The following is a 24,504-nucleotide window of genomic DNA, read 5'->3' as shown; positions in this document are numbered from 1 at the left end:
CCCAGGCAGATTGGACATTCGGTGCCAGATCGTTCCGCCAAGCCGGTTGCCCGAGTCAACCGGGCCACCGCCCGAGCGGCCGAGACTCGGCAGCGAATCGTCGACGCAGCGGCGAGCCTGTTCGCGGAGGCCGACTACGACAAGGTTGCCGTCTCGGACATCGTCGAGTCGGCCGATGTTGCCCACGGCCTCCTGTTCCACTATTTCGGCAACAAGAGGGGCATCTACCTCGAGGCGATGCGGGCCACCGCCGCGGCGATGTCGGAGGCCTTCGCAGACATTCCCGACTCGACGCCCGACATCCAGATTCGGGCTGCGCTGACCAGCCACCTGAATTATCTCAGCCTGCACCGAGGTCTGGCATTACGAATGGTGTTGGGCGGCAGAGGCGCAGACCCCGAAGCCTGGGAAGTATTCGAGAATGCCCGAACCGCAGTGCTGGAGGCGGCGGCCACGCAACTCGGACTCGACGCTGAGAACGCAGGCGTCAGACTCGTCGGGCACAGCATCGTCGCGGCAATCGACGGCGCGACGGCCCGATGGCTCGAACAGGACGACGGCATCGACGTCGAGCAAATGGTCGAATGGCTGGTGCACATCATCGTTGCGTGCCTGCGCACCGCACCTGTCTTGGACTCGGCCCTGAACGTCGACGACGCTGTCGAGGCGATCCTCGGACGCGGCTAGGTTACCGACCGATGCGCGCGGGCCCTGGTCGCCACAGTCGATGCGGCAACCACCAGGGCCACGAGGACCGCGACATATCCCACCGTGGAGTTGGTCAGCTCGCCGGACAGGCGGCCCTGCGCCAACCACCCCAGTCCCCACACGATCGACAGCATCGGGGCGATCGCGCCGCGAGAGTAGCGGGCGAGCAGCACTCCTACGGCCGCGGCGACGACGAGCACGACGATCGCCCAGACCGTTGCTCCGCCGGTGAACCCGAGGCCGACCAACCAGGCGGAGATGTTCGCGATCGTCGCGACACACACCCACCCGAGATAGAGGCCCATCGTGCCGTCGGTGATCACTGCGTCGGCGACGCCCTCGGGCCGGTACTGCTGCATCAGCACGAACACGCGCACGAGCGCCGCCAACAGCACCACGATGACCAGCACGCTCAACCACACCTGACCGAACTGGACCGCAAGTATCCAGGCCGGATTGAGCAACATCGACGCGATGATCGGTGCCCGCAGCGCGTCGTGGCGTGCAGTGCGCCCGGGCAGGAGCTGCCAGACGGCATAGACGATCAACCCCGCGTAGATCACCGACCAGATCGAGAACGCGGGCCCTGCGGGTGCCACAAGAGTCGACGTGGCACTGAGCGCTCCGTCCGCCGCCTCGGCGATGGGCGTCCCGATCCATGCACCCGACCCGAGAAAAGACACGACAACGGCCACGACCGCACTGAGAACGACGCCGATTTTCACAGTCGAGTTGATCCCCGATCGACGGGCAGTGCAAACACAGCAGCAGCCCGGTTCTGGTAGACACGCGGTGTGCATTCCTCTTCCCGATCGACGTTCGCTGCCGTCTGCTGCCTCGCGTTGGCCGTGACCGCCGGATGCAGTTCCACGCCGGAGCCCGCTCCCACGGAATCGACGTCTGCTCCGGAACCGCAGTACGAGTTCACAGGAGTGCCCGGCACCGTCCTCGATTCCGCGGACTTCGGTGATCGATCCCCCGCACTCGCCGCGACCGGAGCCACGCTCTACCGATTCGTCTACGAATCGACATCGGGCGTCGACAATTCCCCCACCGCGGTCTCCGGGGTGGCAGCCGTTCCGGCGGGCACGCCACCCGAGGGTGGGTGGCCGATCATCGTCTACGGGCACGGCACCACCGGAGTGCAGGCCGATTGCGGACCGACCCTGTATCCCGATCTCCTCGGATACCAATTCGCTGTGCAGGACTTCACCGCACTCGGATACGTCACCGTGCTGCCCGATTACCAGGGCCTGGGCACCGGCGGTGGCACCCACCCGTACCTGGAACCGCGCACCACCGGAAACAACATGATCGACGCGGCTCGCGCGGCGCACACCGCGCTGCCCGACGTCTCCACGCGCTGGGCCGCGGTCGGCCTCTCGCAGGGTGGCCAAGCCGCCTGGGCTGCAAACGAACTGGCCGCTTCCTACGGTCAGGGCCTGGACCTGGTGGGATCGGTGTCGCTCTCGCCCCCGACGGATCTCAAGCCGCTGGTTCGATCCAGTAACGACGGAACCCTGACCAGGCCGCAGAAGGAACTGTTGCCGTACCTGCTCTACGGCGCTCAGCAAGTCGACCCCTCGATCGATCCGACGGACTACAGCGGCAGTGTCGCCGAGGCCAACAACGCACTGCTGCTCACCTGCTCGGGCGGCGACACCGCAGGCAAGGAGCGAGCCGTCCAGGCTATGGTGCCCGACGAGTTCGCGGCCGACTCGGCAGAATCCGAGCAGAAGCTCCTCGACGTGATCGATCGCTACACACTTCCGCAGGTGCGAACGGAGGTACCGATGTTCGTGGCGTACGGCGCGAAGGACGACGTCGTACTGCCGCAATGGACATCCGACGGTGTCGAAAAGGCATGCGCCCTGGGTGATTCGGTCGTCGCGCAGGAACAGCCCGAACAGGGCCATGACGTCAGCGACGAAGCGGCTATGCAATTCCTGGCCGCCCGGTTCGCAGGACAGACGGTACCCAGCACATGCTGACGAGCGGCTCTGCACCCGAACGAATCACCGAGTACACCCACGCCGGTCTCGTGTTCGACGTCCTCGACCAGGGACCGCTCGACGGCCCGGTCGTGTTGTTGCTGCACGGATTTCCCGAACGTGCATCGTCGTGGTCCGCGGTGATGGAGATACTCAACGAGCACGGGATGCGCACGATCGCACCGGATCAGCGCGGATACTCCCCACGCGCCCGGCCCACGAGGCGACGAGACTATCGCGTCGGCGCACTGGTGGGCGATGTGGTCGCCCTGATCGACCTCATCGGAACGCCGGTTCACCTTGTCGGACACGACTGGGGAGCGAACATCGCCTGGGTCACCGCCGGTCGACGTCCCGACCTGGTCTCGTCCCTGACGGCGCTCTCGGTTCCGCACCCCGGCGCATTCATGACCGGTCTGCTCAGCTCGAAACAGATACTGCATTCCTGGTACTTCGCGTTCTTCCAATTGCCGGTGCTGCCCGAGAAGTGGATGATGCAACCCGGCCGCAGGGCCGAAAGATGGTACGAGAAAAGCGGAATGACCGAAGCCGATCTCGAACGCACGCGGACGGAGATCGTCGACTACGGCGCGCTGCCCTTCGCTGTCACCTGGTATCGCGGACTGCCGTTCTCGAACCCGGGCATCGGCCGCCTGCGCATCACCGTGCCGACGTCGATGGTGTGGAGTGACGGTGACACATTCATCGGACGCTCCACCGTCGAGAGTGCCCAACGGCACGTCGACGCGGCCTACACATTGACAGTGTTGCCCGGCGTCTCGCACTGGATTCCGACCCAAGCACCCGATGCGGCCGCCGCTGCAGTGATGCGGTTGAGTGCTCCCCATGGCACTTGACCGCACCACTGCCGTGGGCATGCTCACCGAACTGGTCGCACAACGCACCGTGTCCGGCGACCCGGTGCCCCAACGTTCCTCGATGGACGCCGTCGTATCCGTTCTGAGGGCGCGGACGACCGGCATTGCGGTCGAGGGAGATCGGGACGGCGCGCACCCGTGGCTGCTGATCACCAACGACGCCCCTCCCACGACCACGCGACTGATGTTCGCCTGCCACGTCGATACCGTTCCCGCAGGCGATCTATCGAACTGGCAGTTCGATCCGTTCGCCGCAGACGTCGAGGGCGGAGTGATGCGAGGCCGGGGTACGTCCGATATGAAGGCAGGCCTGGTGGCCGCGACGGCCGCTGTGCTCGAAGCCTTCGAGAACGGTGTTCCCGCAGCACTGTTGCTCACGAGCGACGAAGAGATCGGCTCACTCGGAGCGCTCGCCGCCCGCCACGCCGTCGCCGAGTGTTCGGTGGGTGCCGTCGTGGTGCCCGAGGCGACAGGAAACCAGGTTCATCTAGGCCATCGCGGAGCATTGTGGGTCGATGTCACCACCAAAGGCATTGCAGCACACGGCAGCACGCCCCAGCGAGGCGAGAGTGCAATCATGAAGCTCGTCGATGTCCTGGCCCGAGCCCGCACCGAACTCCCACTGTCGACGGATCCGTTCCTGGGTACCGAGACGTTCAACGTCGGGTTGATCGACGGGGGTTCGGCCCCCAACATCGTCCCGGACACCGCACACGTCGTCGTCGATCACCGGACCGTCGGTGACGGCTCGACATTGCTGTCGTGGTGGCGGGATCAACCCGAGGTCGACCGCGTCGAGGCGCGGATCGATCTGCCCGGTGTGCGGACGGCCGGTGGCAACGGCTGGATCGACGAGCTGCCGCATTCCGTTGCGACAGAACCGGTCACGTACTTCACCGACGCGTCCATCATCGCCGCGGCGGCTCCCGGTGCGCCGATCGTCGTGTGGGGACCGGGGACTCCGGCCCTGATGCATGCCGCCGACGAAACCGTCACGCTCGACGAACTCGATGCGGCCATCACCGCCTACACCGCAGTGACGCGCGCCTGGCCGACCGTCGACTGACGGACCACCAACTCCGCCTGCAGAGCGATGTGCGCGGTGCCCGTCTCGTCACTGTTCATCGCCTGATCCAACAGCCGAGTGGCCTCGGCAGCAATCCGTTCCTGCGGCTGCCGGACGGTGGTCAGCGGCGGATTGCTCAACGCGGAGAACGGAATGTCGTCGAACCCGGTCACCATGACATCGGTCGGAACCGACAGTCCGAGAGCCTGGCAACTCTGCAACACACCGAGCGCGATCAGATCGTCGGCACACACCACCGCGTCGGGACGAGAGGCTGCTTCGAGTATGGGCCGAGACGACTCGCGGCCCCAGTCGATCGAGTAGTCGCCCAACAGCGTCCACTCCTCTCGTGTCTCGATACCCACTCGCTCCGCGTGGCGGAAGAAGCCTGCTCGACGTAGCTCGGTCGACGAGTTGGTCAGTTCGGAACTGATGAATGCCGCGCTCCGAACACCGAGAGCGGCAAGGTGGTCCATCACCAGCGCCTGTGCGGCATCGTCGTCGACCCCGACCCAGTCGGTGTGGGTGTCGAGCGCGAACCGGTCGAGTTGGACGACAGGAATCGCGCGAGCCGTTGTGCGCACGGCCTCTGCGGACCGCTCGCCATGGCACGGGCTGATGATGATGCCGTCGACCTGACGCGAGACCAAGCTGCGCAGTCTCTGCGCTTCGACGTCCGGGTCGGATCGGGAGTCGCACAGAAACAATTGCAAGCCGCGCTGTGACAGCACATGCTCGACGTTGACCACCAGCGAGGTGAAGAAGGGGTTGGCAATACTCGGCACCACCATGCCGACGGTGTCCGTTCTGTTGCGGCGCAGGGAACTGGCGATGATGTTGCCCGAATATCCCAGATCTTCGGCCGCCCGTCGGATGGTGGCAGCAACGTCTTCCGAGACCGGACGCGAGCCCGAGAGCGCTCGAGACACCGTGGCCGTCGAGACGCCTGCGCGCTCGGCAACGTCGCGAATGGTTGCTTTACGCATCCAACTCCTACTCTCACGTGTGGACCCGAGGCTATCGAACCGCGCGGTCGCTTGCGTTGCTGTTTACACAGTAGAGGCAATCGTTTACATAAACGACTCCGAAATTCCTTGACATGAATAGGTACCGATCCCTTACGGTGCATACATGCGAGGTAATCGATTACATGATCTCGCCCGACGATCACCCGAGGAGTTCCCTACGTGAGTACGTCCCTGTCGGATCAGCACCCCGAGCAGTCGCTGGGAGTCTTTCCGACCAAGCCGTCGGCTCTGGCCGCGATGTTCACCTCGGCACCAGCACTCATCGGTGCCATCCACCTGCCCGCCCTCCCCGGCAGCCCGCATTACAAGGGCCGGCCCGTCTCGGAGATCTCCGAGTTCGCCCTGGCCGAGGCACACGCATACATCGACAATGGTTTCGACGGAGTCATCGTCGAGAATCATTGGGACATACCCTTTCTCAAGCCGGGTGAACACGGATACGAAACCGCGGCCAGCATGGGCGTCGTCACCGCCGCCGTCGTCGGCGACTTCGGCGACCGCGTCGGCGTGAGCATCCTGTCCAATGCCGGCGAATGCGGTGTGGCCGCAGCGTGGGCAGCGGGCGCGAGCTTCGTCCGCGTCAACCAGTGGGCCAACGCGTACATAGCCAACGAAGGATTCATCGAAGGTCAGGCCGCCAAGACCACCCGCTTCCGCCACCGCATCGGTGCCGACCCGGTCAAGATCTTCGCGGACGTGCACGTCAAGCACGGCGCGCATGCCATCGTCGCGGACCGCACGATCGCCGAACAGACCGAGGACGCCGAGTTCTTCGACGCCGACGTCCTCATCGCCACCGGCTCCCGCACCGGAGACGCCGCCTCCGTGGACGAAGTCTCGGTGATCAAGAACAACACGATGCTTCCTGTCATCATCGGCTCCGGCATCACCGCGGCCAACGTGGGCGAGCTGATGAAGGAATGCGACGGGGCCATCATCGCGTCGTCGGTCAAGGAGAATGCCCGCTGGTGGGGACGCGTCGCAGGCGACAAGGTTCGTGCCGTCGCCCGCGCAGCTGGGAAATAGCCGATGATCGTCTTCTTCGGTTACGCCAACAACGATGTGACGGTGCATGTTCCGCATGTTCCAGTGCTGGGCGAGAGGGTGCAGGCAACAGCGATCGACACGATCGACGGCGGCATGAACGCCAACGCCGCGGTCTCCGCAGCCCGTATGGGTGCCCGCGTAGCCTTCGCCGGCGCAGTGGGCCCCGACGCCCGGTCCACCGAGTTTCTCGCCGGACTCGAGCACGACGGAGTAGACACCAGCTGGGCCCCGCGTGACGCTTTCCTCTCCACCGCAGTCGTTCTCATCGCCGAGGGCGGTGATCGATCGATCATCAGCCAGGACGACGCCAACGACGCACAACGGCTGGCAGCCGTCCTCGAGGCCCTCTCCGACGACGGCGGCCGACTGTTCGTCGACGGCTACCGAGCAGAGATGCTCCCCGCCGAACTGCCCGACAACGTCAGCCTCGCCATCGATCTCGACGGCTGCGACGATCTCGACGCCGCACTCCATGCGTTCGCCCTCGCCGATCACGTCATCGTCGGACGCAGCCTGTGGCAGAACAGCTTCGGCATAGACGCCGAACGGTGGTCGACGATGACCGCCGAGCACGACACTCACCTCGTTGTCACCGACGGCGAACACGGGTGGACCCTGGTGACACCCTCGGGTGAGACGATCACCGAACCCGCAGTACAGGTCGACGTCGTCGACGCCGTCGGAGCCGGAGACTGCTTCTGCGGCACCTACATCGCCTTCGTGGATGCAGGCGAACCCCCGGCTCATGCTGCACGTCTCGCCGGGGCGTCCGCTGCTCTGGCATGCGCCACGGCCGGACCACGCGGCTGCCCCAGCATCACCGAACTCAACGAATTCACTGCCACCCTGGCCACTGTCGACCTTCAGGAGACCCGATGATCAAACGCGCACTCCCCCTCGTCCTCGGCACAGCACTTGCCCTCGGTCTCACCGCGTGCGACTCCGCCGCCCCCAGCGACACCGCGGGCGGCACCGACGCTTCCGCGTCGTCCATTCCGGATCCGTCCCGCGTCGCCGACACCTGCGACGGTAAGAACGGCACCCTCAAGGTCGGCCTGGTGACCATCAATCTGCAAGCTCTGTTCTTCAACCAGATCAACAACGCCGCCCAGAAGGTCGCCGACGAAGCCGGTGTCGACCTCCAGATCATCAGCGGCAACGACGATTCGGTCACCCAGGCCAACGCATTCGACAACCTCATCGCTTCCGGCGTGGACGCCATCATCGTCGACGCCATCGACACCGACGGCATCAAGCCATCCGTGTCCAAGGCCGCCGCAGCAGGTATCCCGGTGGTGGCCGTCGACGCCACCGTCGACGACCCGGGCGTCTCGACCCAGGTGGGAACAGCGAACGCCGAGGGCGGCGCTCAGATCGGTGACACACTCGCCGAGCTGGCGAACGACACCGGCACCGTCGGTATCGTCGGCGCGCTCAACAGCACCATTCAGCTCGAACGTCAGAAGGGCTTCACCGACACGGTCTCCGCCGCGGGCATGACCGTCGGGACGGTCGTCGACGGTCGCAACATTCAGGAGAACGCGCAGACCGCCGCGGAGAACCTGCTCACCGGCAACCCGGACATGGAATACGTCTACGCCACCGGCGAACCCGCACTCATCGGGTTGGTCGCGGCAGTGAACAGCCAGAGTGCACAGGACCGGATCAAGGCCGTCGGATGGGACCTGTCGGATCAGGCTGTCTCCGCCCTGCAGGCGGGCTGGCTCGAAGGCGTCGTGCAGCAGAACACCTTCGAATTCGGCTACGAGGCAATGAATGCCGCGATCGATCTCGGCTGTGGTCGCACCGCACCCGCGGACATCCCGGTCCCGACGCAGATCGTCACCCCCGCCAACGTGGGCGACTACATGTACTACCTGGAGAAGTAGCCCTATGGCACAACATGATCCGACAACACCGTTGATCGAACTGTCGGGAATCACCAAATCGTACGGCCCGGTGAAGTCGTTGCAGGGAGTCGACCTCCGGCTCTCACGCGGCGAAGTACTCGGCGTCGTCGGAGACAACGGCGCCGGCAAGTCGACGCTCATGAAAATCCTTGCCGGTGCCGTTCAACATGACGGTGGTGAGATGCGAGTCAACGGAGAACCGGTTCGCTTCTCGACACCGCTCGATGCGCAGCAGCAGAAGATCGGCATCGTCTATCAGGACCTGGCGCTGTGCGACACCCTCGACGTCGCGAGCAACCTGTTCCTCGGCCGTGAACCCCGCAAGGGACCGTTCCTGGACCGGCACGGCATGCACGAACGTGCCGCGAAGATCCTCGCGGACCTACATGTCAAAGTGAAGTCGACGTACCAGGAGATCGGCCAACTCTCGGGCGGGCAGCGGCAGACCGTCGCCATCGCCCGGGCCGTCTCGTTCCGTCCCGACGTGCTGATCCTCGACGAACCGACGGCCGCACTGGCCGTCGCCGAGGTGGAATCGGTCCTGAAACTCATCACGGACGTTGCGGCACAGGGCGTCGGCGTCATCCTCGTGACCCACCGCCTGCAGGATCTGTTCCGGGTCTGCGACCGGATCACCGTCATGTACGAGGGACAGAGCGTCGACGACGTACCGATCGGTGAGCTGAACATCGAATCGCTCGTCGGCCTGATCACTCGCACTCCGGTTCCCCAGCGTTCACCGTCCTCGCCGGAAGGCCGCCCATGAGCACTCTCGACAAGAACGCACAGCCCAGTGTCGCGAAACTCGCTGCGCGACCGACACTGTGGCAGCAGACCAACAAGCCGACCCTGGCCATGCTCGCGGTCACCGTCGCGGTGGCTCTCGTCTTCTCGGTGACCACGTCGTCGTTCCTGACGTTCACCAACATCTCCAACCTCGCCACTCAGATCGCGCCGGTTCTGATCATCGCCGTCGCGATGACGTTCGTGATCACCACCGGCCAGATCGACCTATCCGTCGGAGCGACCGTCGCCTTCGTCGCCGCGATGAGCGCCGAGCTCATCCAGGCAGGCGTCGACTCCTCGGTGGTGTTCGTCGCGGCTCCACTGATGGGCGCAGCATGGGGCCTGGTCAACGGTTGGCTCGCTGCCTACCAGGGCATTCCACCGTTCATCGTCACCCTCGCCACGCTGTCCATCATCCGCGGCATCGCGCTGTACCGCACCGAGGGCTTCTCGGTCCCCATCACCCCGGGCACCGCGTTCGCCAAGCTCGGCACTGCGTCCTGGCTCGGATTCTCGGCGAGCGCGTGGATCGCCCTCGCCGTGGTCGTCATCGGCGCAGTTGCATTGAGCCGCACACGCTTCGGCCGCTACGTCACCGGGATCGGTTCCAACGTCGAATCCGTTCGACGCTCCGGCGTCAACACCCGTCGAGTGTTGATGATGACGCTGGTGTTCACCGGTCTTGCCGCAGGCATTGCGGGCCTGCTCATCGCCGCACGACTGGGATCGGGCTCGGCCAACTCCGCCAACGGTTTCGAGCTGACCGTCATCACCGCGGTGGTGCTCGGTGGTACCAACCTGTTCGGGGGACGAGGCACGGTGGTCGGCACCGTGATCGGTGCGGTCCTCACCGGCATCATCGCCAACGGGCTGACGCTGCTCGGCGTGAGCCCCTTCCTCACGCCGATCATCACCGGAATCGTGCTGCTCGTCGCCATCTGGATCAACATGCGTGGGCATTCGTTGGCGTCACTGTTCAAGCACCTGCAGAGCGCACCGGGCAAGCAGTGATCGTCCGGACGGTCACGGGGCCGGTCGACTCGAGCGAGCTGGGGCTGGTGTTACCACACGAGCACCTGCACAACGACGCCTCGGTGGCGTACTCGGAATCGCCCGATCCCACTGTGGCGCAAATCCTCTCCGGGCCGATCTCCGCCTCGGACGCCTGGCTGTTGCACGACAATCCGTATCACAGCGCCGACAATTGTCGGATCGACGACGCGGCGGCTGTGTTGGCGGACCTGAAAACCTTTGCCGACCACGGCGGGACGACCGTCGTCGATCTGACACCACCGGGCATCGGTCGTCGACCCGAGATACTGGAACGATACTCCCGCGACTCGGGGGTCCGGGTCGTCATGGGCTCGGGCTGGTACCTCGAGGCCACGCACCCGGCCGAGGTCGACTCGCTGAGCATCGACCAACTCGCGTCGGGACTCGTTGCCGAGTTCTCCTCGAACAACGGGCCTCGCCCCGGGGTCATCGGGGAGATCGGTGTCTCGCCGTCGTTCACCGCCGCCGAGAAGAAGGCGTTACGCGCGGCATGCGTTGCGCAACGAGAAGTCGCTGTACCACTGTTCGTTCACCTTCCGGGCTGGCAGCGGCGTGGGCACGAAGTGCTCGACATCGTCCTCGAGGAGATGGGTGTCGACCCGAGTGCTGTGGTGCTCTGCCACATGGACCCGTCTGGCAACGATCCCGACTACCAATGCGCTCTGGGTGATCGCGGGGTGTATCTGGAATTCGACATGATCGGCATGCCCTTCGAGTTCCCGGGTGAGGGCCAGTCTCCGTCGCCCGCCGACACCGCCTTCGCGGTCGCCGGTCTCATCGGCGGCGGATACCGACGGCAATTGCTCCTCAGTCACGACCTGTTCCTCAAGTCGATGCTCCGCACATTCGGTGGCAACGGTTTGGCCTACGTACCAGTCTCTTTCGCAGCAAGACTCGTGCGAAGCGGAATCGATCCCCAGCACGTGTCCTCGCTCATGCGAGACAACCCGAGGTCGCTCTTCGAGAGCGCCGGAAAAGGATAGAGAACCACCATGGGTAAGAAAGTTCTGATCGCCGGTGAAAGCTGGATGACGACCTCGACGCACGTCAAAGGCGTCGACGAATTCACCGTGCACTCCTACGTCGAGGGTGTCGGACCACTCAAGGATGCCCTGGTCTCCCGCGGACACGACGTGGTGCACATGCCGGCGCATCTGGTGCCGACGCAGTTCCCCGGTAACGCCGAGGCTCTGTCCGCCTACGACGTCATCGTCCTCTCGGACATCGGTGCCAACTCGATTCAGCTCGCGCCCAACGTCTTCGATCGTTTTCAGGCGGGCGAGGACCGACTGGTGGAGCTCAGGAACTGGGTGCACGACGGCGGTGCGCTGCTGATGATCGGCGGTTACCTCTCGTTCTCCGGATTCCAGGCTCGAGCCGCGTTTCGGCAGACAGCACTCGCAGACGCTCTCCCGGTGACGATGCTCGCCGAAGACGATCGCGTGGAGACCCCCGGCGGCATGGTCCCCGTGGTCGTCGACGACAAGCACCCCACAGTGAGCGCCAGTGGGATCGAGTGGCCTGCACTGCTGGGCTACAACCGAGTGATCGCCAAAGACGGAGTTGCCGTCCCCGCCACCATCAACGGAGATCCGCTCGTCGCTGCGGGCACATATGGCAAGGGCCGCTCGGCGGTCTTCACCTCGGACTGCTCGCCGCACTGGGCACCGCCGGAGTTCTGCGAGCAGTGGCTCGGCTACGCCGATCTGTTCGACGGCCTGATCACCTGGTTGTCCGCGGAATGAGTCGCTCCGCCGAACTGATTGCGCGGCAACATCACAACCTCGTTGCTGCGCAGCGAGTTCCCTTCATCGTCGAATCGATCGACGGCACATTGAGCGACGACGACTTCCGGCGTTACCTGGTGATCGAGGAGGCGTTCGTACTCACCGCGGTGCGTATCCTGGGACTCGTCGTCGCAGAGTCCGTGTCCTTGGACGACGCAACCGATCATGTGGTGTCACTGTCGAATCTCGTCGGTGAGCAGCGGGAGTACTTCGCCGGGCTACGCGAGCAGTTTCCGTACGACGGTGACATCGACGAGTTGATCGAGAGTTCGTCCGTGCTGTCCGACTACGCACTGGGACTTGCCCGTCGAGACGGTAGGGCTGCGGCACTGGTGGCGATGTTCGCCGCCGAGACCCTGTACCTGTCCTGGTGCAGCGCAGCACTCGATACGTCGGCCGATCGCGAACCGGCGCTGCAGGAGTGGATAGAAATGCACACCCGACCTGCCTTCGTGGCGCAGGTCGACGCGTTGGCCCGAGAGGTCGACGCCATGAACGCTGTGGACGATGCAACGCTCGACGAGTGGTTCGCAGGAATGTTGGCCGCCGAGAACGAATTCCACAACGCGGCGATGAACTAGTGCCTGCGGCAGTGGTGTGGTTGGGTGCCGCAGGGGGCACCCAACCACACCACTGCTTCGGCACTCAGGCGGTCTGGGTCTCGATGGTTCGTTGCGTGTTGTCGTGGGCGATCTCGATCTTGCGTGGCTTGGCGCGGGCAGCGAGGGGAATCGTCACCGTCAGCACGCCGTTGTCGTAGGAGGCCGAGATCTTCTCCGCGTCGACACCGTCACCGAGCGAGAGCTGGCGACGATACGTTCCGGCGAATCGCTCCGACGAAAGCCACTGCACGCCATCACTGGTGGGCGCGGTGCGATGCGCGGTCAACGTGAGAGTGCCGCGATCGACGTCCACATCGATCGAGCCCGGATCGACACCGGGCAGATCCGCGTTGAGAACGTAGTGGTCATCGAGTTTGTACAGGTCCATCGGCATGAACCTGGGTGCACGGTCCGAACCACTGGTCGCGCCGAGCATCCCGGCAGCAATCGAGTCGAGGTCACGGAACGGATCGAAGCGAAGCACAGCAACCACCTCCTGTACGACGATGCGTCCGCCCCAGCGGCGGGCCGCCTCTCACTGTGCGAGACCCAAATTAGCACTCTCCACCGGAGAGTGCCAAGAGGGAATTGCTACGCAGTGGTGTGTTCATGTGCCGCCTGGGGCACATAAACACACCACTGCCGCAGGCACTTACAGGCGTTCGACGATGGTCGCGTTCGACAGGCCGCCCGCCTCGCACATCACCTGCAGTCCGAAGCGCTGCTCACGTTCGGCGAGCGCGTGAACCATCGTCGTCATGATGCGCGCACCGCTGCCGCCGAGGGGGTGACCGATCGCGATGGCACCGCCGTTGACGTTCACCTTGCTCGGATCGGCGCCGGTCTCCTTGGCCCACGCGAGCACCACGGAGGCGAAGGCCTCGTTGACCTCGAACAGGTCGATGTCGTTCATCGTCAGCCCGGCCTTGGCGAGCACTTTCCGTGTGGCCGGGATGACCGCGGTGAGCATCATCAGAGGATCGTCGCCGACCACAGCGAAGCTGTGCAGCCTGGCCATCGGAGCGAGCCCGAGTTCCTTCGCCTTCTCGCCGGTGGTGATCATGACCGCGGCGCTACCGTCGTTGATCTGACTTGCGTTGCCCGCGGTGATGTTCCATTCGATTTCGGGGAACCGCTGCGCCATGGTGTCGCTGTAGTAGGCCGGACGCAGCCCGGCCAGGGCCTCCGGCGTCGACCCGGTACGGATCCCCTCGTCGCGGTCGAGCCCACGGATGGCGGTGATCTCTCGCTTGAAGCGTCCTTCTTCGGTTGCCGCCGCGGCCTTCGCGTGACTGGACAATGCGAACTCGTCCATCTCGGTGCGGCTGATACCCCATCGCGCAGCGATCAATTCGGCGCTGATGCCCTGCGGCACCAGACCCTCGGGGTACCTCTCGGCGAACGCAACACCCGCAGGATCTTCGGTACCGATCATGTTGGAGCCCATCGGGATTCGACTCATGGACTCCGCCCCGGCCGCAATCGCCAGATCGTATGCTCCGGAGATCACGCCCTGCGCCGCGAAGTGAATCGCCTGCTGACTGCTTCCGCACTGACGATCCACCGTGGTGGCAGGCACGGATTCGGGGTAGCCCGCCGCCAGCGCCGCGCGGCGAGTCATGTTCGACGCCTGATCACCCACTGCGGTGACGACACCACCGATGACGTCGTCGATCTGGTTCGCGTCTATTCCACTGCGCTGCACAACTTCCCGCAGACTATGGGCCATCAGGTCCACAGGATGCTCGGGATGCAAAGTTCCGTTCGCTTTGCCCCGTCCGACCGGGGTTCTGACTGCCTCGACGATGACTGCGTCTCTCATGACGGCTCCTTGTCCGATCGATCCGTTCCTATCGGATCGCTGGCACCACCGTACGAGCTAGCTATAGTTTTGTAAAGTCAGTACTATCGTGACATGCCCCTCAACATGGACGGTCCCCTGTCCGATCTCGGCAGCTGGACAGCCGGCGACCGCTGCTCCATCGCACGCGCGCTGTCGGTGGTCGGCACCCGATCGACCATGCTCATCCTGCGCGAGGCGTTCTACGGCACGACGAGGTTCGACGACTTCAGCAGACGCGTGGGCATCACCGATGCCAGCAGCGCGGCCAGACTCAAGGAGCTGGTGGACGTCGGAATCCTCGTCAAACAGCCCTACCGCCCCGACAAAGGACGAACGCGCTACGAGTACGTCCTGACGAAAATGGGGGAAGACCTGCTGCCCGTCGTACTCGGGTTGATGCAATGGGGCGACGAGTATCTACAGGACGATGACGGTCCCTTCAATGTGGTTGATGCGCAGGAAAATCCAGTGCACGTCCGCATCACCGACAACAACGGCGCGGAAGTGCCGATGAGCGAGCTGAGAGTACAGATCGCGCGGCACCGAGCTGTGCCAGAATTCGATGCATGACCGGACGTTTGCCTCGATACCGAGTCCTGACCGGCCCAGACGACGCCGCATTTTGCCACCGCGTCAGCGATGCCCTGAACCTCGGGTACGAGCTCCACGGTGGACCGGCTTTGACCTACGGCCATCGAGGGGTAGTGGTGGCCCAGGCAGTCATGTGGCCGGGATCGAGTGAGCCACCGCTGGACAGCAAGCCTTGATGCGCTCGATTGCAGCAGCTTTGGGCGTTGTCCTTGCAGCGACGCTCTCCCTTCTGTGGCACTTCGCCGCGCCCCTTGCACCCTTCGACCCAGCGGCTGTATCCGGCGAGAGCGGAAGCGTGTCGATCGTCGGTTACGCGCAACTGTTCACCGAAGAGGGTCCGCCGTGGTTTCCGTCGTCGCTCGTCATCGGTGCACTGACACTGTGCGTGGTTGCAGCGGCAGCTCGGATTCGAGGATCTCGGCAGTCGCCGTTCTGGTGGCCGCTGCCGACGTCGATGTTTCTCGGAGCTTCCGTGTGGGCCGCCGCCGCCGTCAGTCCGCCGCAGGTCTCCGGCATTGCCTTGGTTCACCCCGACTCGATGGCCGCGCAGATGTCGGAGTCGCCGCTGTTCAGAGAGTCGAGTCTCGTATTCCTGATCGAATGCTTGACGGCGTCGATCGTGATCGGTGCCGTGTTCGCCGGCATCCAATACGTAGTCGACCGACGCTGACGCCATACGTTCAGGTCCCCGCAGGACCTTGCTGGCCTGGCGTTGTGCGAAGCCTCGCGATGCGGTCAACTGTTCCTGCAGGATCGACCCGATAAGCAATGGTGTTGCGGAGCATGCGGCTATCGGGCGCGCGCGGCACGACACCACGCCGTCAAGAAGGGCAGATCATGAACATTTCGGTACATCAAGTGGTTCTCGACTGCACCGATGCCCGTGAGTCGGCAGAGTTCTATCGGCAACTACTGGGATTCGAGTACATCCCCGGCGACGCCGAACTGGTCGATCCGGATTGGCTCGCGATCACCGCACCCGACGGTTCGTGGCGAATTGCGTTTCAGCAGATCGCCGCACTGCCGGCCGCAACATGGCCGGACGGCGAACACCCCCAGATGTTGCACCTGGACTTCCGCGTCGACACCGTCGAGCAACTCGACGAAGAGCATTCGCGCGCAATCGAACTGGGTGCGCGACTGTTGCGGGACCTGCGAGACGATCCAGAAGAACCGATCAGAATCTATGCCGACCCGGCCGGCCACCCCTTCTGCATCTTCGTGAGAGCGTGAGCCTGGCGCACCTGCAGATCAGCTCCCCACATATGGATACCCGACGCCGATCGGAGTCAGGAATCCAAAACTGGGGAGCCGATCCGCGGCAAAGGCGGCCCCACCCACCAACTCGCCAGTCGCCCGAGCATCGAGTGGTGTGAATGAGTGCCGCCCAGGGCACTCAACCACACCACTGCCGCAGGCACTCAGCCCAATTGCACTGTTGCCGTAGCGCGGTGGCCGAAGATTCGCTTGCCCTCGAATGTCGCGCCCAGTGAGATCACTGCAGTACGAGTTGCCTCGTCCTTGGACTTGATCTTGCCGGTGAAGACGATTTCGGCGGCCTTGTGGGTGTCCACCGGGATAGGCGTGGTGAAGCGGACGGTGTAGTCCTTCACAGCGCCCGGGTCGCCGAGCCATTCGGTGATGTAGCCGCCGCCGACGCCCATCGTGAGCATCCCGTGGGCCAGCACATTCTCGAGATCGATCAGCTTGGCGAACTGCTCACTCCAGTGAATCGGGTTCGCGTCGCCGGCAACACCTGCGTAGTTGACCAGGTCACCGCGGGTCAGGCGCACCGTGCGTGGCGGCAGTTCGTCGCCGACGTTCACGTCGTCGAACTTCTGCGTAGGCCGACCCCGGTACTCCTCGACGACCAGCGGTTCGTGTTCCTGCGGAGTGGACAGTGTGCCGCTCTCGCCGGAATCGGCACCGCTGACGTCCGTCGTCGCGCCGAACATCACCAAGTTCTTGGCAGACTCGGCGATGGCCGGATCGATCTCGCCGGACCGACCGACGAGGAGCGTGGTGTACGTCGTCTGCACCAGTTCGTTCTTCTGGTTGGACACGACGTTCTTGGTGACCATCATGTCGCGGCCCATGACCGTCTTGAACGAATCGAGCGACACATCGCAGGTCAGCTGATCGCCGGCAAGGATCGGCTTCTGGAACACCAGCACCTGATCGGTCTGCAGAATCTGGCTCAGGTCGTAGCCCTCGGCGATGGACTGAAGAAGCTTCTTCTGCGCGAGGGTGCCGACCAGCGACATGAACGTCAGAGGTGCGACGAGGGCACTGTGACCCAGCGCGGCGGCGGCGTCGCCGTCCCAGTGGGCGGGGTGGAAATCCTGGACGGCACGGGCGTATTCACGGACCTTCTCGCGGCCCACCTCGTAGTAGTCCTCGGTGCGGTAGTGATAACCGACCATGCTCCGAGCATGTTCCGCCGGATCGAATGCCTCCCCGTCGGTTGCTGCCGTACCGGACTCCGCTACCTGCTCTGCCACTGTTGTCCCACCGTCTCGTACCCCACTGTTCACCATTACCCGAGCAACCTACCGAACAACGGCGTTCGTTGGCCAGGCCGGCGGGTTCAAGCCGAGCGGTGTCGCGGTGTGTCGTGGTAGCCCACCATGCCCACCATCGAGGCGTGTTGCGACGGCGCAACGTTGGCGATCGTGGCACCACGCGGGCGGTGTCGACGCGACGCGACCGCGTCGACTGCCATCAGAGCCGCACCGTGCGCAGTGAGGGACTCCGGATTGGCAGGTGCGACGACCGGCAGCATCAGATCACGGCGAAACAGGCGCCTCAGCGTCGGAATATTGGCGCAGCCACCGACCATCACCAGCGCGTGGACGGCACAGGGCGCGTCGACGATGACACTGGCCACCCAGTCCTCCAACGAACGAATGCTGCGCTCGAGAACATCGTCGAAGGTATTGCGCCACAACCTGACCGGACCACCGACGAAGGGTCCGGCAACTTCCGCCACCCGCAGTCGGGATAGCTGCTCGCGCGCGGTTCGGACCGACACCGTCAATTCTGCTCGGGCGCGATCGGACGCCAACTCGTCCGCTCCGTACGTCGAGAGCAAGTAGCGGGCAAGCTGCTCGTCGCAGCTGTTGCCCCCGAACAGCGTGGTGCGCACCGAACTGAAGACCGTACCGGTGGCCGGGTCTGCGACGGACATCGTGGTGCCGGACGCCCCGATGTCGCAGACCGCGACGGTACGAGCGCCCTCGAGCTGGCCCGTGCCCCGCAGATACCGCAGTTGAGCTCCGAGTTCGGAGGCAACAAGCAGGCGATCGGCCTCGTACGTGGAGTAGGCGGACGTACGCGCGCGAGCACCGGGATCGTCGGGCACCGCCAACACGATGTCTGTTCTGTCGACCATCTGGTCGCGCGACATGGAGTCCAGCAAGTCGATGGCCACCTGAAGGTGGTCGTCAGGATCGAACGAGTGAACGATGTGGGCCGACCGCACCGACTCGTCGATCGCATCGACTGCGACCCCTCGGGCAGTGGCAGAACCCACCGAAACACCAAGGACTGTTCTCATGATTCCTCGACTCGACTGGCTACTCCGACCTGCCGATAGTAGCCGCCGAACCGCCGTCTGGACAGCAATCTCGGTATCTGAATGAACTTTTGGTTTGTTTTGGGAGATATAACAAGCAGCCGAACAAGTGTCGCCCGATCTCAGGCGACGTGATCGTAAGGATCTCGACGGTCCGCCAGCAGCGGGCCCCATTCCTCCTGCGCCGACGTCATCGCCGAACAGGCAACGCCGTTCGCCGAGTCCATCCCACGCGCGGCCGCGACGATGGAGCGAGCAGACTGTACGAGGGAGACATCGAAACGGAAGCTGTGCGCCGCCAATTCGGCGAACGCATCCTCCGGACTACAGCCACGCAGTGCGATGAGAACACCCACTGCCCTGTCGATGGTCGTGCGGGTCACCGGTTCTGCTGCGGGATGGTCGGTCATCGAATACTCACCGTCTACTGGTCGATCACTCGATGGTAGCGACGCGTGAGCAGAAGTTCAGGTGTCGGAGTCGAATTCACACACCCGTCACGCGAAGGACTTGTCCGAGTATCAAAGCCGCTCGCTCACAATGGAATCAACGAATCGGGGCTATTCGACCGGACTCACCGACGGTTCTTCGTCGACGGTGGTGGGTTCGGTGGTGACCGGAACCTCGGTGGTCGGCTCGGACGGGTCCGTGGTCGTCGGAACCTCGGGCTCGGGCTCTGGTTCCGGATCGACGGTCGGCGTTTCTTCTCCACCCGAATCACCACCGTCGGATCCACCGCCACCCGGGTTGCCGCCGCCCGGTGCCCCGCCGCCCCCATCGCCGTCCGAGTCGCCACTGTCATCGTCGCCGCCTCCGCCGGTGACCGCGCCGGGTCTGCCGCCACCTGGCTGGACAGCACCGGAGTTGCCGCCGCTCGACGACACCTCGCCGGACGAAGTGGGGATCGGACCCGCGGGGAGCGCTTCGCTCCAGGTACCGACCGGCACCGGCCCGTACACGGGGGCCTCGAACACTCCGGCCTCGACACGCGGAGCAGCCGACGGGCCGACAGGTGGGACCGCCGAATCGGCGACCACCGCCACCGTCGACGATGCGACTTCGCTGCCCCCGGCCGACGGCATCTCGGTCGGATCCGCGCTGTCGACCACGGCATTCTGTGTCGGACCGGCCTCCGACAGTGCCCACACCGTGGCTCCGCTCAGTGCCGCGAGAACCGCGACGCCCAATCCGATCATCGTCAATCGCGCGCTGCGTGGCGTACCGGCCGTATTGCTCCCGGAACCGGCCCAGACCTCGTCGACCGCCTCCGCAGGGGCGGCCACCGACTCGCCCGTCCACGCCGCGGGAGCTTCGGCGGTGCCGAACAGTGCCGCCGCGATGTCGAGCGAACAGTCGGCATTCAATCGAGGATCGCCGGCATCCACCACCCCGACGTCGCGAACATGATGGGCGGCCAGAGCGGCGCGAACGATCCCGCAGAGCGCGATGCTGTCGCAGACCACCCCGGAACCGCTGATCAGCAGGTCGTTCTGAGCCGCTTGTACCCTCATGATTCCGAGCATCGTGGTGACGGCGTCACCGACACCGCCGGGAACCGCGGAAACGGACACCGTGCGAGTGGAAATGGGCCCGAGTTCGGGCAGATCGGCCTCGACCAGCGAGGCGGACACTTCTTCGACACCGACGTGCACCCCGAGCGCAATGGCCATGATCGTCGACTCCCCCGAATTCGATTCCGACTCAGAGTACCCTTCGAGCCTAGAATCGGGGAAATAAACCGGTTTCGACGATCAGAACTCCAACCTGCTCGCCTCGTCCCGGGCCATCTCCGCGGCACGGCGCTCGCGCTCGAAGAGCAGGCCGAACGTGAATCCGTTCTCCCCCGCCGTCGTCCCTGCTCGCGCGCCGAGAGTCCGCAGAATTTCGGCCGCGATCACCGCGTCCTGATGCTCCCCCAGCACCTCTTGAATCGTCTTGAAGTGCTTGATGTTCGCTTTCGACGTCTTCTTGTCCACCACCGGCGCAACCAACTCGGCCGCGTACCGCGCGCGCTTCGACGCCTTCCGTGCGCGATGCAGCGCCTCGTCGTCGGTGCCGCGCACGGCACTCTTCGTGCGATCGATCGCCTTCTTCCCTGCCTTGCGCGCCAGCTTGACCAACACGCGATCGGTGACCTCGCCGTCGATCGGTAGCCCGCGCGACCACTCCGACAGCGTCGTGAGCAGCGCACGGTAGCGGTCGCCGTCGAGTTCGGTCATCGCCGCCTCGCGGTACCGAATCTGCTCGGCCAGCAGGTCGTTCTCTATGCGCGACGCGACCGGCCCGAGCACCAGTTCCGGCGGCAGTTCGCGCAACGCAGCCGCGAACCGGGCACGCTGCACCTGACGATCGCGCACCTCACCGAGAATGCTTGCATACCAGGACAGTTCGGCCTCGAGCTGCGCGGCGGGCTCGTCCTCGAACAAGCTCCCGAACACGCGGAGAGTACTGCGGTATCGCCGAATCGCCACCCGCGTGGAATGAATCGGATCCAGCCCTCGACGCAGATAGACATCGCCCGCAACGATCGCCTGCGCCTGATCGTCGAGATAGTCCGCCAACAGCACCACCCCGGGTTCGGCGGGCACCTGGCGCACCACCGACAGCGCCCGATCCAGCTTCGACGGATGCGCCGACGGCCGAGCACCGGCGGCGCGCAGCATCTTTCCCGCCTTCTTCAGAAACGACTCCGAGCCTGCGGGTCCGAGTTCCACCTCGACCTCCCGCCACCGCGGTCCGGTCGCGCCGCCGATCAGGACGACAGAGACCTCGTCGTCGGCAACTTCCGCGACCACAGCCCCATCGGCGTCGGACACGGTGTGAATCGTTCGATGCGTCGTCAGAGTCGCGACCGCGGACAACTCCGCCCCCATCACCGCACCGCGCAGCACGTCGTTCAGCTCGTCCGGCACCGCATTGTGCGCACTGTTGCCGAGGGGGAGCCGAATCTCGGTCCGCGCCTTCTCCGCCGGGACCTTCGCGTGCCAGCCGTTGTCGGAATCACCGGTACGACGCCGAACCGTGATTCCGCGCCGCAACAGGTCGTGGCCGGCAGTGTCGAAGTACTCACTGCTCAGGTCGGTCTCGCTCGATGCCAGTGCGCCGCCTGCGGGCACCAGTGAAGCGAGAGTGGGCAACTGAAAATCTGCGTCGACGTCGAACTTGTCTTCGCGCTCGGTCTGAATCGACTCCATACCTCTCATCCTGCCTCGAGTACCGGGGCCGATGGAGCCGGAAAGCGCAGACCGGTCAGCGTCGCGGAAAGTCGAAGTCCGGGAACGGAATATCGAACGTCCGAGTGGACCGCGTGGTGGTCGGGGGACGCGTCGTCGTCGTGGCCCTGGTCGTCGTGGCGGGGCGCGTCGTGGTCGGCCGAGTCGTGGTGACTGGTGGGACCGTCGTCGGCACCACGGTCGACCGATCGGGGGTGGGCCTGTCGGGTGCCGTCGTCTCCTGGATGTCGGACGGGGCACTGGTCGTGGCCACGGTGCGCCGAGCTGCGGTGGTGCTCGCCGCGCCCGCCGTGGTCGGTGCGTCGGCCGATGACGAGGACGGCGACGACGCCGGTGCGCCGACCGGAGGGGAGGTCTGTGCCGTCGTGGTCACGAGCGGCACCGACGATCCGGTGGGGTCGGCGGGTGACCCATCGGCGGCAGGCACCACGGACTGCGACCGAACGGTCTGTGAGGAGTCCTGCGAACTGTTCACCGACGGCGCTGGATCGTCGCCACCGGTGCGCGCCGCCGCAGTGACCACGGTGCCGGCTGCGCACACCGCGACGAGTGCCGCGAGCGCGCCACCGAGGTGTCGGGACTTGTTGACCCTGGTCATGCGCTTGGAGGAGGTGTCGCTGTGCCGCGGGCGCTTCGAGGCCACCGGGGCAACCGCCGCCACCTTCAGGTCTGCGGAATCTCGATCCACGGCAGCGAACCGATCGGTGAGCACCTCGGGCGGTGCCGGCGTCGGCCGCAGACCCACCGTCCGAGCGATCCCAGCAGCGCCGTGCGCCGCCAGCAGTTCCGGCTGCTCGGGCACGTAGACCGGCATCGAGACCGCGTCGAACAGGACCTGCCGAATTATCTGCATGTTGGCACCACCGCCGACGGCGACGATGGCGTCGACGTGAATGCCCTGCGCACCCACCTCGTCGAGCACGTCGACGGCCATCGAGACGGCACGATGCACGGCGCCGCCGATGAGCTCGTCGAGATTGCCACGCCACAGCGACGCACGGCCGCCGACGAACGGTCCGATGATCGACACGCTACGAAGCAGTGCCAGTTCGTGTTTCCCGTCGCGGACGTCGTGGACGAGCCGCCGCCGAGCCTCGACCGTCAACGCCTCGGCCGCACCGAACGTCGCGATGAGGTGATCGCACAGCACCCGGTCGCAGTCGTCACCACTGAGCGCGTCCGTACGACGCGACGCGATGACGTCACCGCTGTCGATGTCCACGACGGAGACCGAGGTACCGGATGCACCGACGTCGAACAGAGCGACACAGCGCTCGCCCGCCAGCACCCGCGTCTCACGCAGCGCGCCCAACTGCGCACCGAGTTCGGACACGAGCACAACGCCGTCGGAAAAGTCCTGGTCGTAGGCCGTCTTGGGGGCGCTTTCGCGCAGCGCGAGCACCGGGTAGAAGTCCGCAGACGCGTACTCGGTCGCCAGATTGTGTACCGATGTGATGACGGCATCCCACGGATCGGGAGCGAGGCCGTTGGGTGCGGGTCGGGATGCGACGGGCTCGTGTACTTCCAGGACAGCGCCGGAGCGAGCGTTGTCGTTGATCACGCTGCGAAGACCACTCGACCCCAACGAAGCGCCGAGTACGGACACATCGGGAACCGCGGACACTAGAAACCTCGCTCTGGTAGGCCCCAACCCACGTCAGGTCACCAGAGTACCGCTACAACCGGACATTCACCACGTTTCGCAGCGATGAAACAAACTACGTGATCGTTTACTCGACGCTCGACCGAACGAAATTCAGGTAGGCCTTCGACGGCGTCGGCCCGCGCTGGCCCTGATACTTGGACCCCACCGCGGCACTGCCGTACGGATTCTCGGACGGCGAGGACAGTCGGAAGAGACACAGCTGCCCGATCTTCATGCCCGGCCACAAGGTGATCGGAAGGTTTGCGACGTTGGACAGCTCCAGCGTGATGTGGCCGCTGAAGCCCGGATCGATGAAGCCTGCGGTCGAGTGCGTCAGCAGACCCAGCCGCCCGAGCGAGCTCTTCCCCTCGAGTCGACCGGCCAAGTAGTCCGGCAGCGTCGTCAATTCCAGCGTGGAGCCGAGAACGAACTCACCCGGATGAAGAACGAACGGCTCACCGGCCGCAGGTTCGACCAGCGTCGTCAACTCGTCCTGCTGCAGCGACGGGTCGATGTGGGTGTAGCGGGTGTTGTTGAACACCCGAAAAAGCTTGTCGAGCCGCACATCGACACTCGACGGCTGAACCATCGACGGGTCGAACGGTTCGATCGCCAGGTTTCCCAGGGTCACTTCGGCACGGATATCACGGTCGGAGAGCAGCACCTCTGCAGGCTACTGGTCCTGGGCGGTCCCCCGCGACACACCCGAGCCCCGATCACGACACGTAGCTCCACAAAGGAAAAGCCGGACAATCGAGCGGC

28 protein-coding genes are annotated in these 24,504 nt (G+C 64.9%); 17 read left to right on the top strand and 11 right to left on the bottom strand.

What is annotated here, in order from left to right; all coding sequences use genetic code 11:
* Nucleotides 1–21: 21 nt before the first annotated feature.
* Nucleotides 22–687: a TetR/AcrR family transcriptional regulator gene (locus CH251_RS10110; protein WP_179273432.1), complete on the top strand. Its 666-nt coding sequence runs from the start codon at nucleotides 22–24 to the stop codon at nucleotides 685–687.
* Here the strand turns inward: CH251_RS10110 and CH251_RS10105 are convergent.
* The gene (locus tag CH251_RS10105; RefSeq protein WP_094613032.1) at nucleotides 684–1,433 is read right to left on the bottom strand and encodes a tryptophan-rich sensory protein; all 750 of its coding nucleotides are present in this window, start codon (nucleotides 1,431–1,433) and stop codon (nucleotides 684–686) included. The genes CH251_RS10110 and CH251_RS10105 overlap by 4 nt on opposite strands.
* 69 nt (nucleotides 1,434–1,502) lie before the next feature.
* Between CH251_RS10105 and CH251_RS10100 the strand changes: the two genes are divergently transcribed.
* The 3 genes from CH251_RS10100 to CH251_RS10090 are packed head-to-tail and all read left to right on the top strand — an operon-like array spanning nucleotide 1,503 to nucleotide 4,643.
* On the top strand, nucleotides 1,503–2,699 hold the full coding sequence (locus CH251_RS10100) for a S9 family peptidase (RefSeq protein ID WP_094613031.1): 1,197 nt from the start codon (nucleotides 1,503–1,505) through the stop codon (nucleotides 2,697–2,699).
* Nucleotides 2,693–3,556, top strand: a complete 864-nt coding sequence (locus tag CH251_RS10095) for an alpha/beta fold hydrolase (protein WP_094613030.1) — start codon at nucleotides 2,693–2,695, stop codon at nucleotides 3,554–3,556. Before CH251_RS10100 ends, CH251_RS10095 begins: the two co-directional genes overlap by 7 nt.
* Nucleotides 3,546–4,643 (top strand): M20 family metallopeptidase, encoded by a 1,098-nt coding sequence (locus CH251_RS10090; RefSeq protein ID WP_094613316.1) that lies wholly within the window; start codon nucleotides 3,546–3,548, stop codon nucleotides 4,641–4,643. The genes CH251_RS10095 and CH251_RS10090 overlap by 11 nt, the downstream gene beginning before the upstream one ends.
* On the opposite strand, the gene CH251_RS10085 is transcribed toward CH251_RS10090, so the two are convergent.
* Nucleotides 4,604–5,629, bottom strand: coding sequence for a LacI family DNA-binding transcriptional regulator (locus CH251_RS10085; protein WP_094613029.1), 1,026 nt, complete (start codon nucleotides 5,627–5,629; stop codon nucleotides 4,604–4,606). The genes CH251_RS10090 and CH251_RS10085 overlap by 40 nt on opposite strands.
* A 201-nt stretch (nucleotides 5,630–5,830) precedes the next feature.
* Between CH251_RS10085 and CH251_RS10080 the strand changes: the two genes are divergently transcribed.
* From CH251_RS10080 to CH251_RS10045, 8 genes are read left to right on the top strand one after another with little or no spacing between them, the layout of a single operon-like run.
* Complete coding sequence (locus CH251_RS10080; RefSeq protein ID WP_256978942.1) at nucleotides 5,831–6,697, top strand: BtpA/SgcQ family protein; 867 nt, start codon at nucleotides 5,831–5,833, stop codon at nucleotides 6,695–6,697.
* 3 nt (nucleotides 6,698–6,700) lie between these two features.
* The gene (locus CH251_RS10075; protein WP_094613028.1) at nucleotides 6,701–7,597 is read left to right on the top strand and encodes a carbohydrate kinase family protein; all 897 of its coding nucleotides are present in this window, start codon (nucleotides 6,701–6,703) and stop codon (nucleotides 7,595–7,597) included.
* On the top strand, nucleotides 7,594–8,607 hold the full coding sequence (locus tag CH251_RS10070; RefSeq protein WP_094613027.1) for a substrate-binding domain-containing protein: 1,014 nt from the start codon (nucleotides 7,594–7,596) through the stop codon (nucleotides 8,605–8,607). Before CH251_RS10075 ends, CH251_RS10070 begins: the two co-directional genes overlap by 4 nt.
* A 4-nt stretch (nucleotides 8,608–8,611) precedes the next feature.
* Entirely contained in the window at nucleotides 8,612–9,394 is a 783-nt protein-coding gene (locus CH251_RS10065) for an ATP-binding cassette domain-containing protein (RefSeq protein ID WP_045197204.1), read from the top strand.
* Nucleotides 9,391–10,425 (top strand): ABC transporter permease, encoded by a 1,035-nt coding sequence (locus CH251_RS10060; protein WP_094613026.1) that lies wholly within the window; start codon nucleotides 9,391–9,393, stop codon nucleotides 10,423–10,425. Before CH251_RS10065 ends, CH251_RS10060 begins: the two co-directional genes overlap by 4 nt.
* Nucleotides 10,422–11,450, top strand: a complete 1,029-nt coding sequence (locus CH251_RS10055; RefSeq protein ID WP_094613025.1) for a phosphotriesterase — start codon at nucleotides 10,422–10,424, stop codon at nucleotides 11,448–11,450. Before CH251_RS10060 ends, CH251_RS10055 begins: the two co-directional genes overlap by 4 nt.
* 9 nt (nucleotides 11,451–11,459) lie before the next feature.
* Complete coding sequence (locus CH251_RS10050) at nucleotides 11,460–12,212, top strand: glutamine amidotransferase (protein ID WP_094613024.1); 753 nt, start codon at nucleotides 11,460–11,462, stop codon at nucleotides 12,210–12,212.
* Entirely contained in the window at nucleotides 12,209–12,835 is a 627-nt protein-coding gene (locus CH251_RS10045; RefSeq protein ID WP_094613023.1) for a TenA family protein, read from the top strand. Before CH251_RS10050 ends, CH251_RS10045 begins: the two co-directional genes overlap by 4 nt.
* 64 nt (nucleotides 12,836–12,899) lie before the next feature.
* On the opposite strand, the gene CH251_RS10040 is transcribed toward CH251_RS10045, so the two are convergent.
* Together CH251_RS10040 and CH251_RS10035 are read right to left on the bottom strand one after the other, a co-directional pair.
* Complete coding sequence (locus tag CH251_RS10040; protein ID WP_094613022.1) at nucleotides 12,900–13,340, bottom strand: Hsp20/alpha crystallin family protein; 441 nt, start codon at nucleotides 13,338–13,340, stop codon at nucleotides 12,900–12,902.
* Nucleotides 13,341–13,508: 168 nt separating this feature from the next.
* Nucleotides 13,509–14,678 (bottom strand): thiolase family protein, encoded by a 1,170-nt coding sequence (locus tag CH251_RS10035; RefSeq protein WP_094613021.1) that lies wholly within the window; start codon nucleotides 14,676–14,678, stop codon nucleotides 13,509–13,511.
* 93 nt (nucleotides 14,679–14,771) lie between these two features.
* On the opposite strand from CH251_RS10035, the gene CH251_RS10030 reads away from it, so the two are divergent.
* The 5 genes from CH251_RS10030 to CH251_RS10015 are packed head-to-tail and all read left to right on the top strand — an operon-like array spanning nucleotide 14,772 to nucleotide 16,523.
* Nucleotides 14,772–15,269, top strand: a complete 498-nt coding sequence (locus tag CH251_RS10030) for a helix-turn-helix domain-containing protein (protein ID WP_094613020.1) — start codon at nucleotides 14,772–14,774, stop codon at nucleotides 15,267–15,269.
* Entirely contained in the window at nucleotides 15,266–15,466 is a 201-nt protein-coding gene (locus CH251_RS10025) for a DUF1737 domain-containing protein (RefSeq protein WP_094613019.1), read from the top strand. Before CH251_RS10030 ends, CH251_RS10025 begins: the two co-directional genes overlap by 4 nt.
* Entirely contained in the window at nucleotides 15,466–15,960 is a 495-nt protein-coding gene (locus CH251_RS10020) for a hypothetical protein (protein ID WP_094613018.1), read from the top strand. The genes CH251_RS10025 and CH251_RS10020 overlap by 1 nt, the downstream gene beginning before the upstream one ends.
* 42 nt (nucleotides 15,961–16,002) lie before the next feature.
* A complete protein-coding gene (locus tag CH251_RS28240) occupies nucleotides 16,003–16,131 on the top strand; it encodes a CGNR zinc finger domain-containing protein (RefSeq protein ID WP_179273431.1) in 129 nt (42 codons plus the stop codon).
* A complete protein-coding gene (locus CH251_RS10015) occupies nucleotides 16,128–16,523 on the top strand; it encodes a VOC family protein (RefSeq protein ID WP_094613017.1) in 396 nt (131 codons plus the stop codon). Before CH251_RS28240 ends, CH251_RS10015 begins: the two co-directional genes overlap by 4 nt.
* A gap of 188 nt (nucleotides 16,524–16,711) precedes the next feature.
* Here CH251_RS10015 and CH251_RS10010 read toward each other — a convergent pair whose 3' ends face one another.
* The 7 genes from CH251_RS10010 to dcd all read right to left on the bottom strand — a co-directional run bounded on the left by CH251_RS10010 (nucleotide 16,712) and on the right by dcd (nucleotide 24,406).
* Complete coding sequence (locus tag CH251_RS10010; protein ID WP_094613016.1) at nucleotides 16,712–17,827, bottom strand: fused (3R)-hydroxyacyl-ACP dehydratase subunits HadA/HadB; 1,116 nt, start codon at nucleotides 17,825–17,827, stop codon at nucleotides 16,712–16,714.
* Between the two features lie 50 nt (nucleotides 17,828–17,877).
* Nucleotides 17,878–18,846, bottom strand: a complete 969-nt coding sequence (locus CH251_RS10005; protein ID WP_256978941.1) for an Hsp70 family protein — start codon at nucleotides 18,844–18,846, stop codon at nucleotides 17,878–17,880.
* 140 nt (nucleotides 18,847–18,986) lie between these two features.
* Complete coding sequence (locus CH251_RS10000; protein ID WP_094613014.1) at nucleotides 18,987–19,274, bottom strand: ANTAR domain-containing protein; 288 nt, start codon at nucleotides 19,272–19,274, stop codon at nucleotides 18,987–18,989.
* A 150-nt stretch (nucleotides 19,275–19,424) separates the two neighbouring features.
* Nucleotides 19,425–20,534 (bottom strand): hypothetical protein, encoded by a 1,110-nt coding sequence (locus CH251_RS09995; RefSeq protein ID WP_094613013.1) that lies wholly within the window; start codon nucleotides 20,532–20,534, stop codon nucleotides 19,425–19,427.
* Between the two features lie 81 nt (nucleotides 20,535–20,615).
* Entirely contained in the window at nucleotides 20,616–22,058 is a 1,443-nt protein-coding gene (locus CH251_RS09990) for a CYTH and CHAD domain-containing protein (RefSeq protein ID WP_094613012.1), read from the bottom strand.
* 55 nt (nucleotides 22,059–22,113) lie between these two features.
* Nucleotides 22,114–23,658, bottom strand: a complete 1,545-nt coding sequence (locus CH251_RS09985) for an Hsp70 family protein (RefSeq protein ID WP_094613011.1) — start codon at nucleotides 23,656–23,658, stop codon at nucleotides 22,114–22,116.
* A gap of 169 nt (nucleotides 23,659–23,827) precedes the next feature.
* A complete protein-coding gene (dcd, locus tag CH251_RS09980) occupies nucleotides 23,828–24,406 on the bottom strand; it encodes a dCTP deaminase (protein ID WP_032396620.1) in 579 nt (192 codons plus the stop codon).
* Nucleotides 24,407–24,504: the final 98 nt, after the last annotated feature.

The sequence above is a fragment of the Rhodococcus sp. 06-462-5 genome, from assembly GCF_002258315.1.
Lineage (GTDB): Bacteria > Actinomycetota > Actinomycetes > Mycobacteriales > Mycobacteriaceae > Rhodococcoides.
This window is presented reverse-complemented; position numbering and strand designations above follow the sequence as displayed.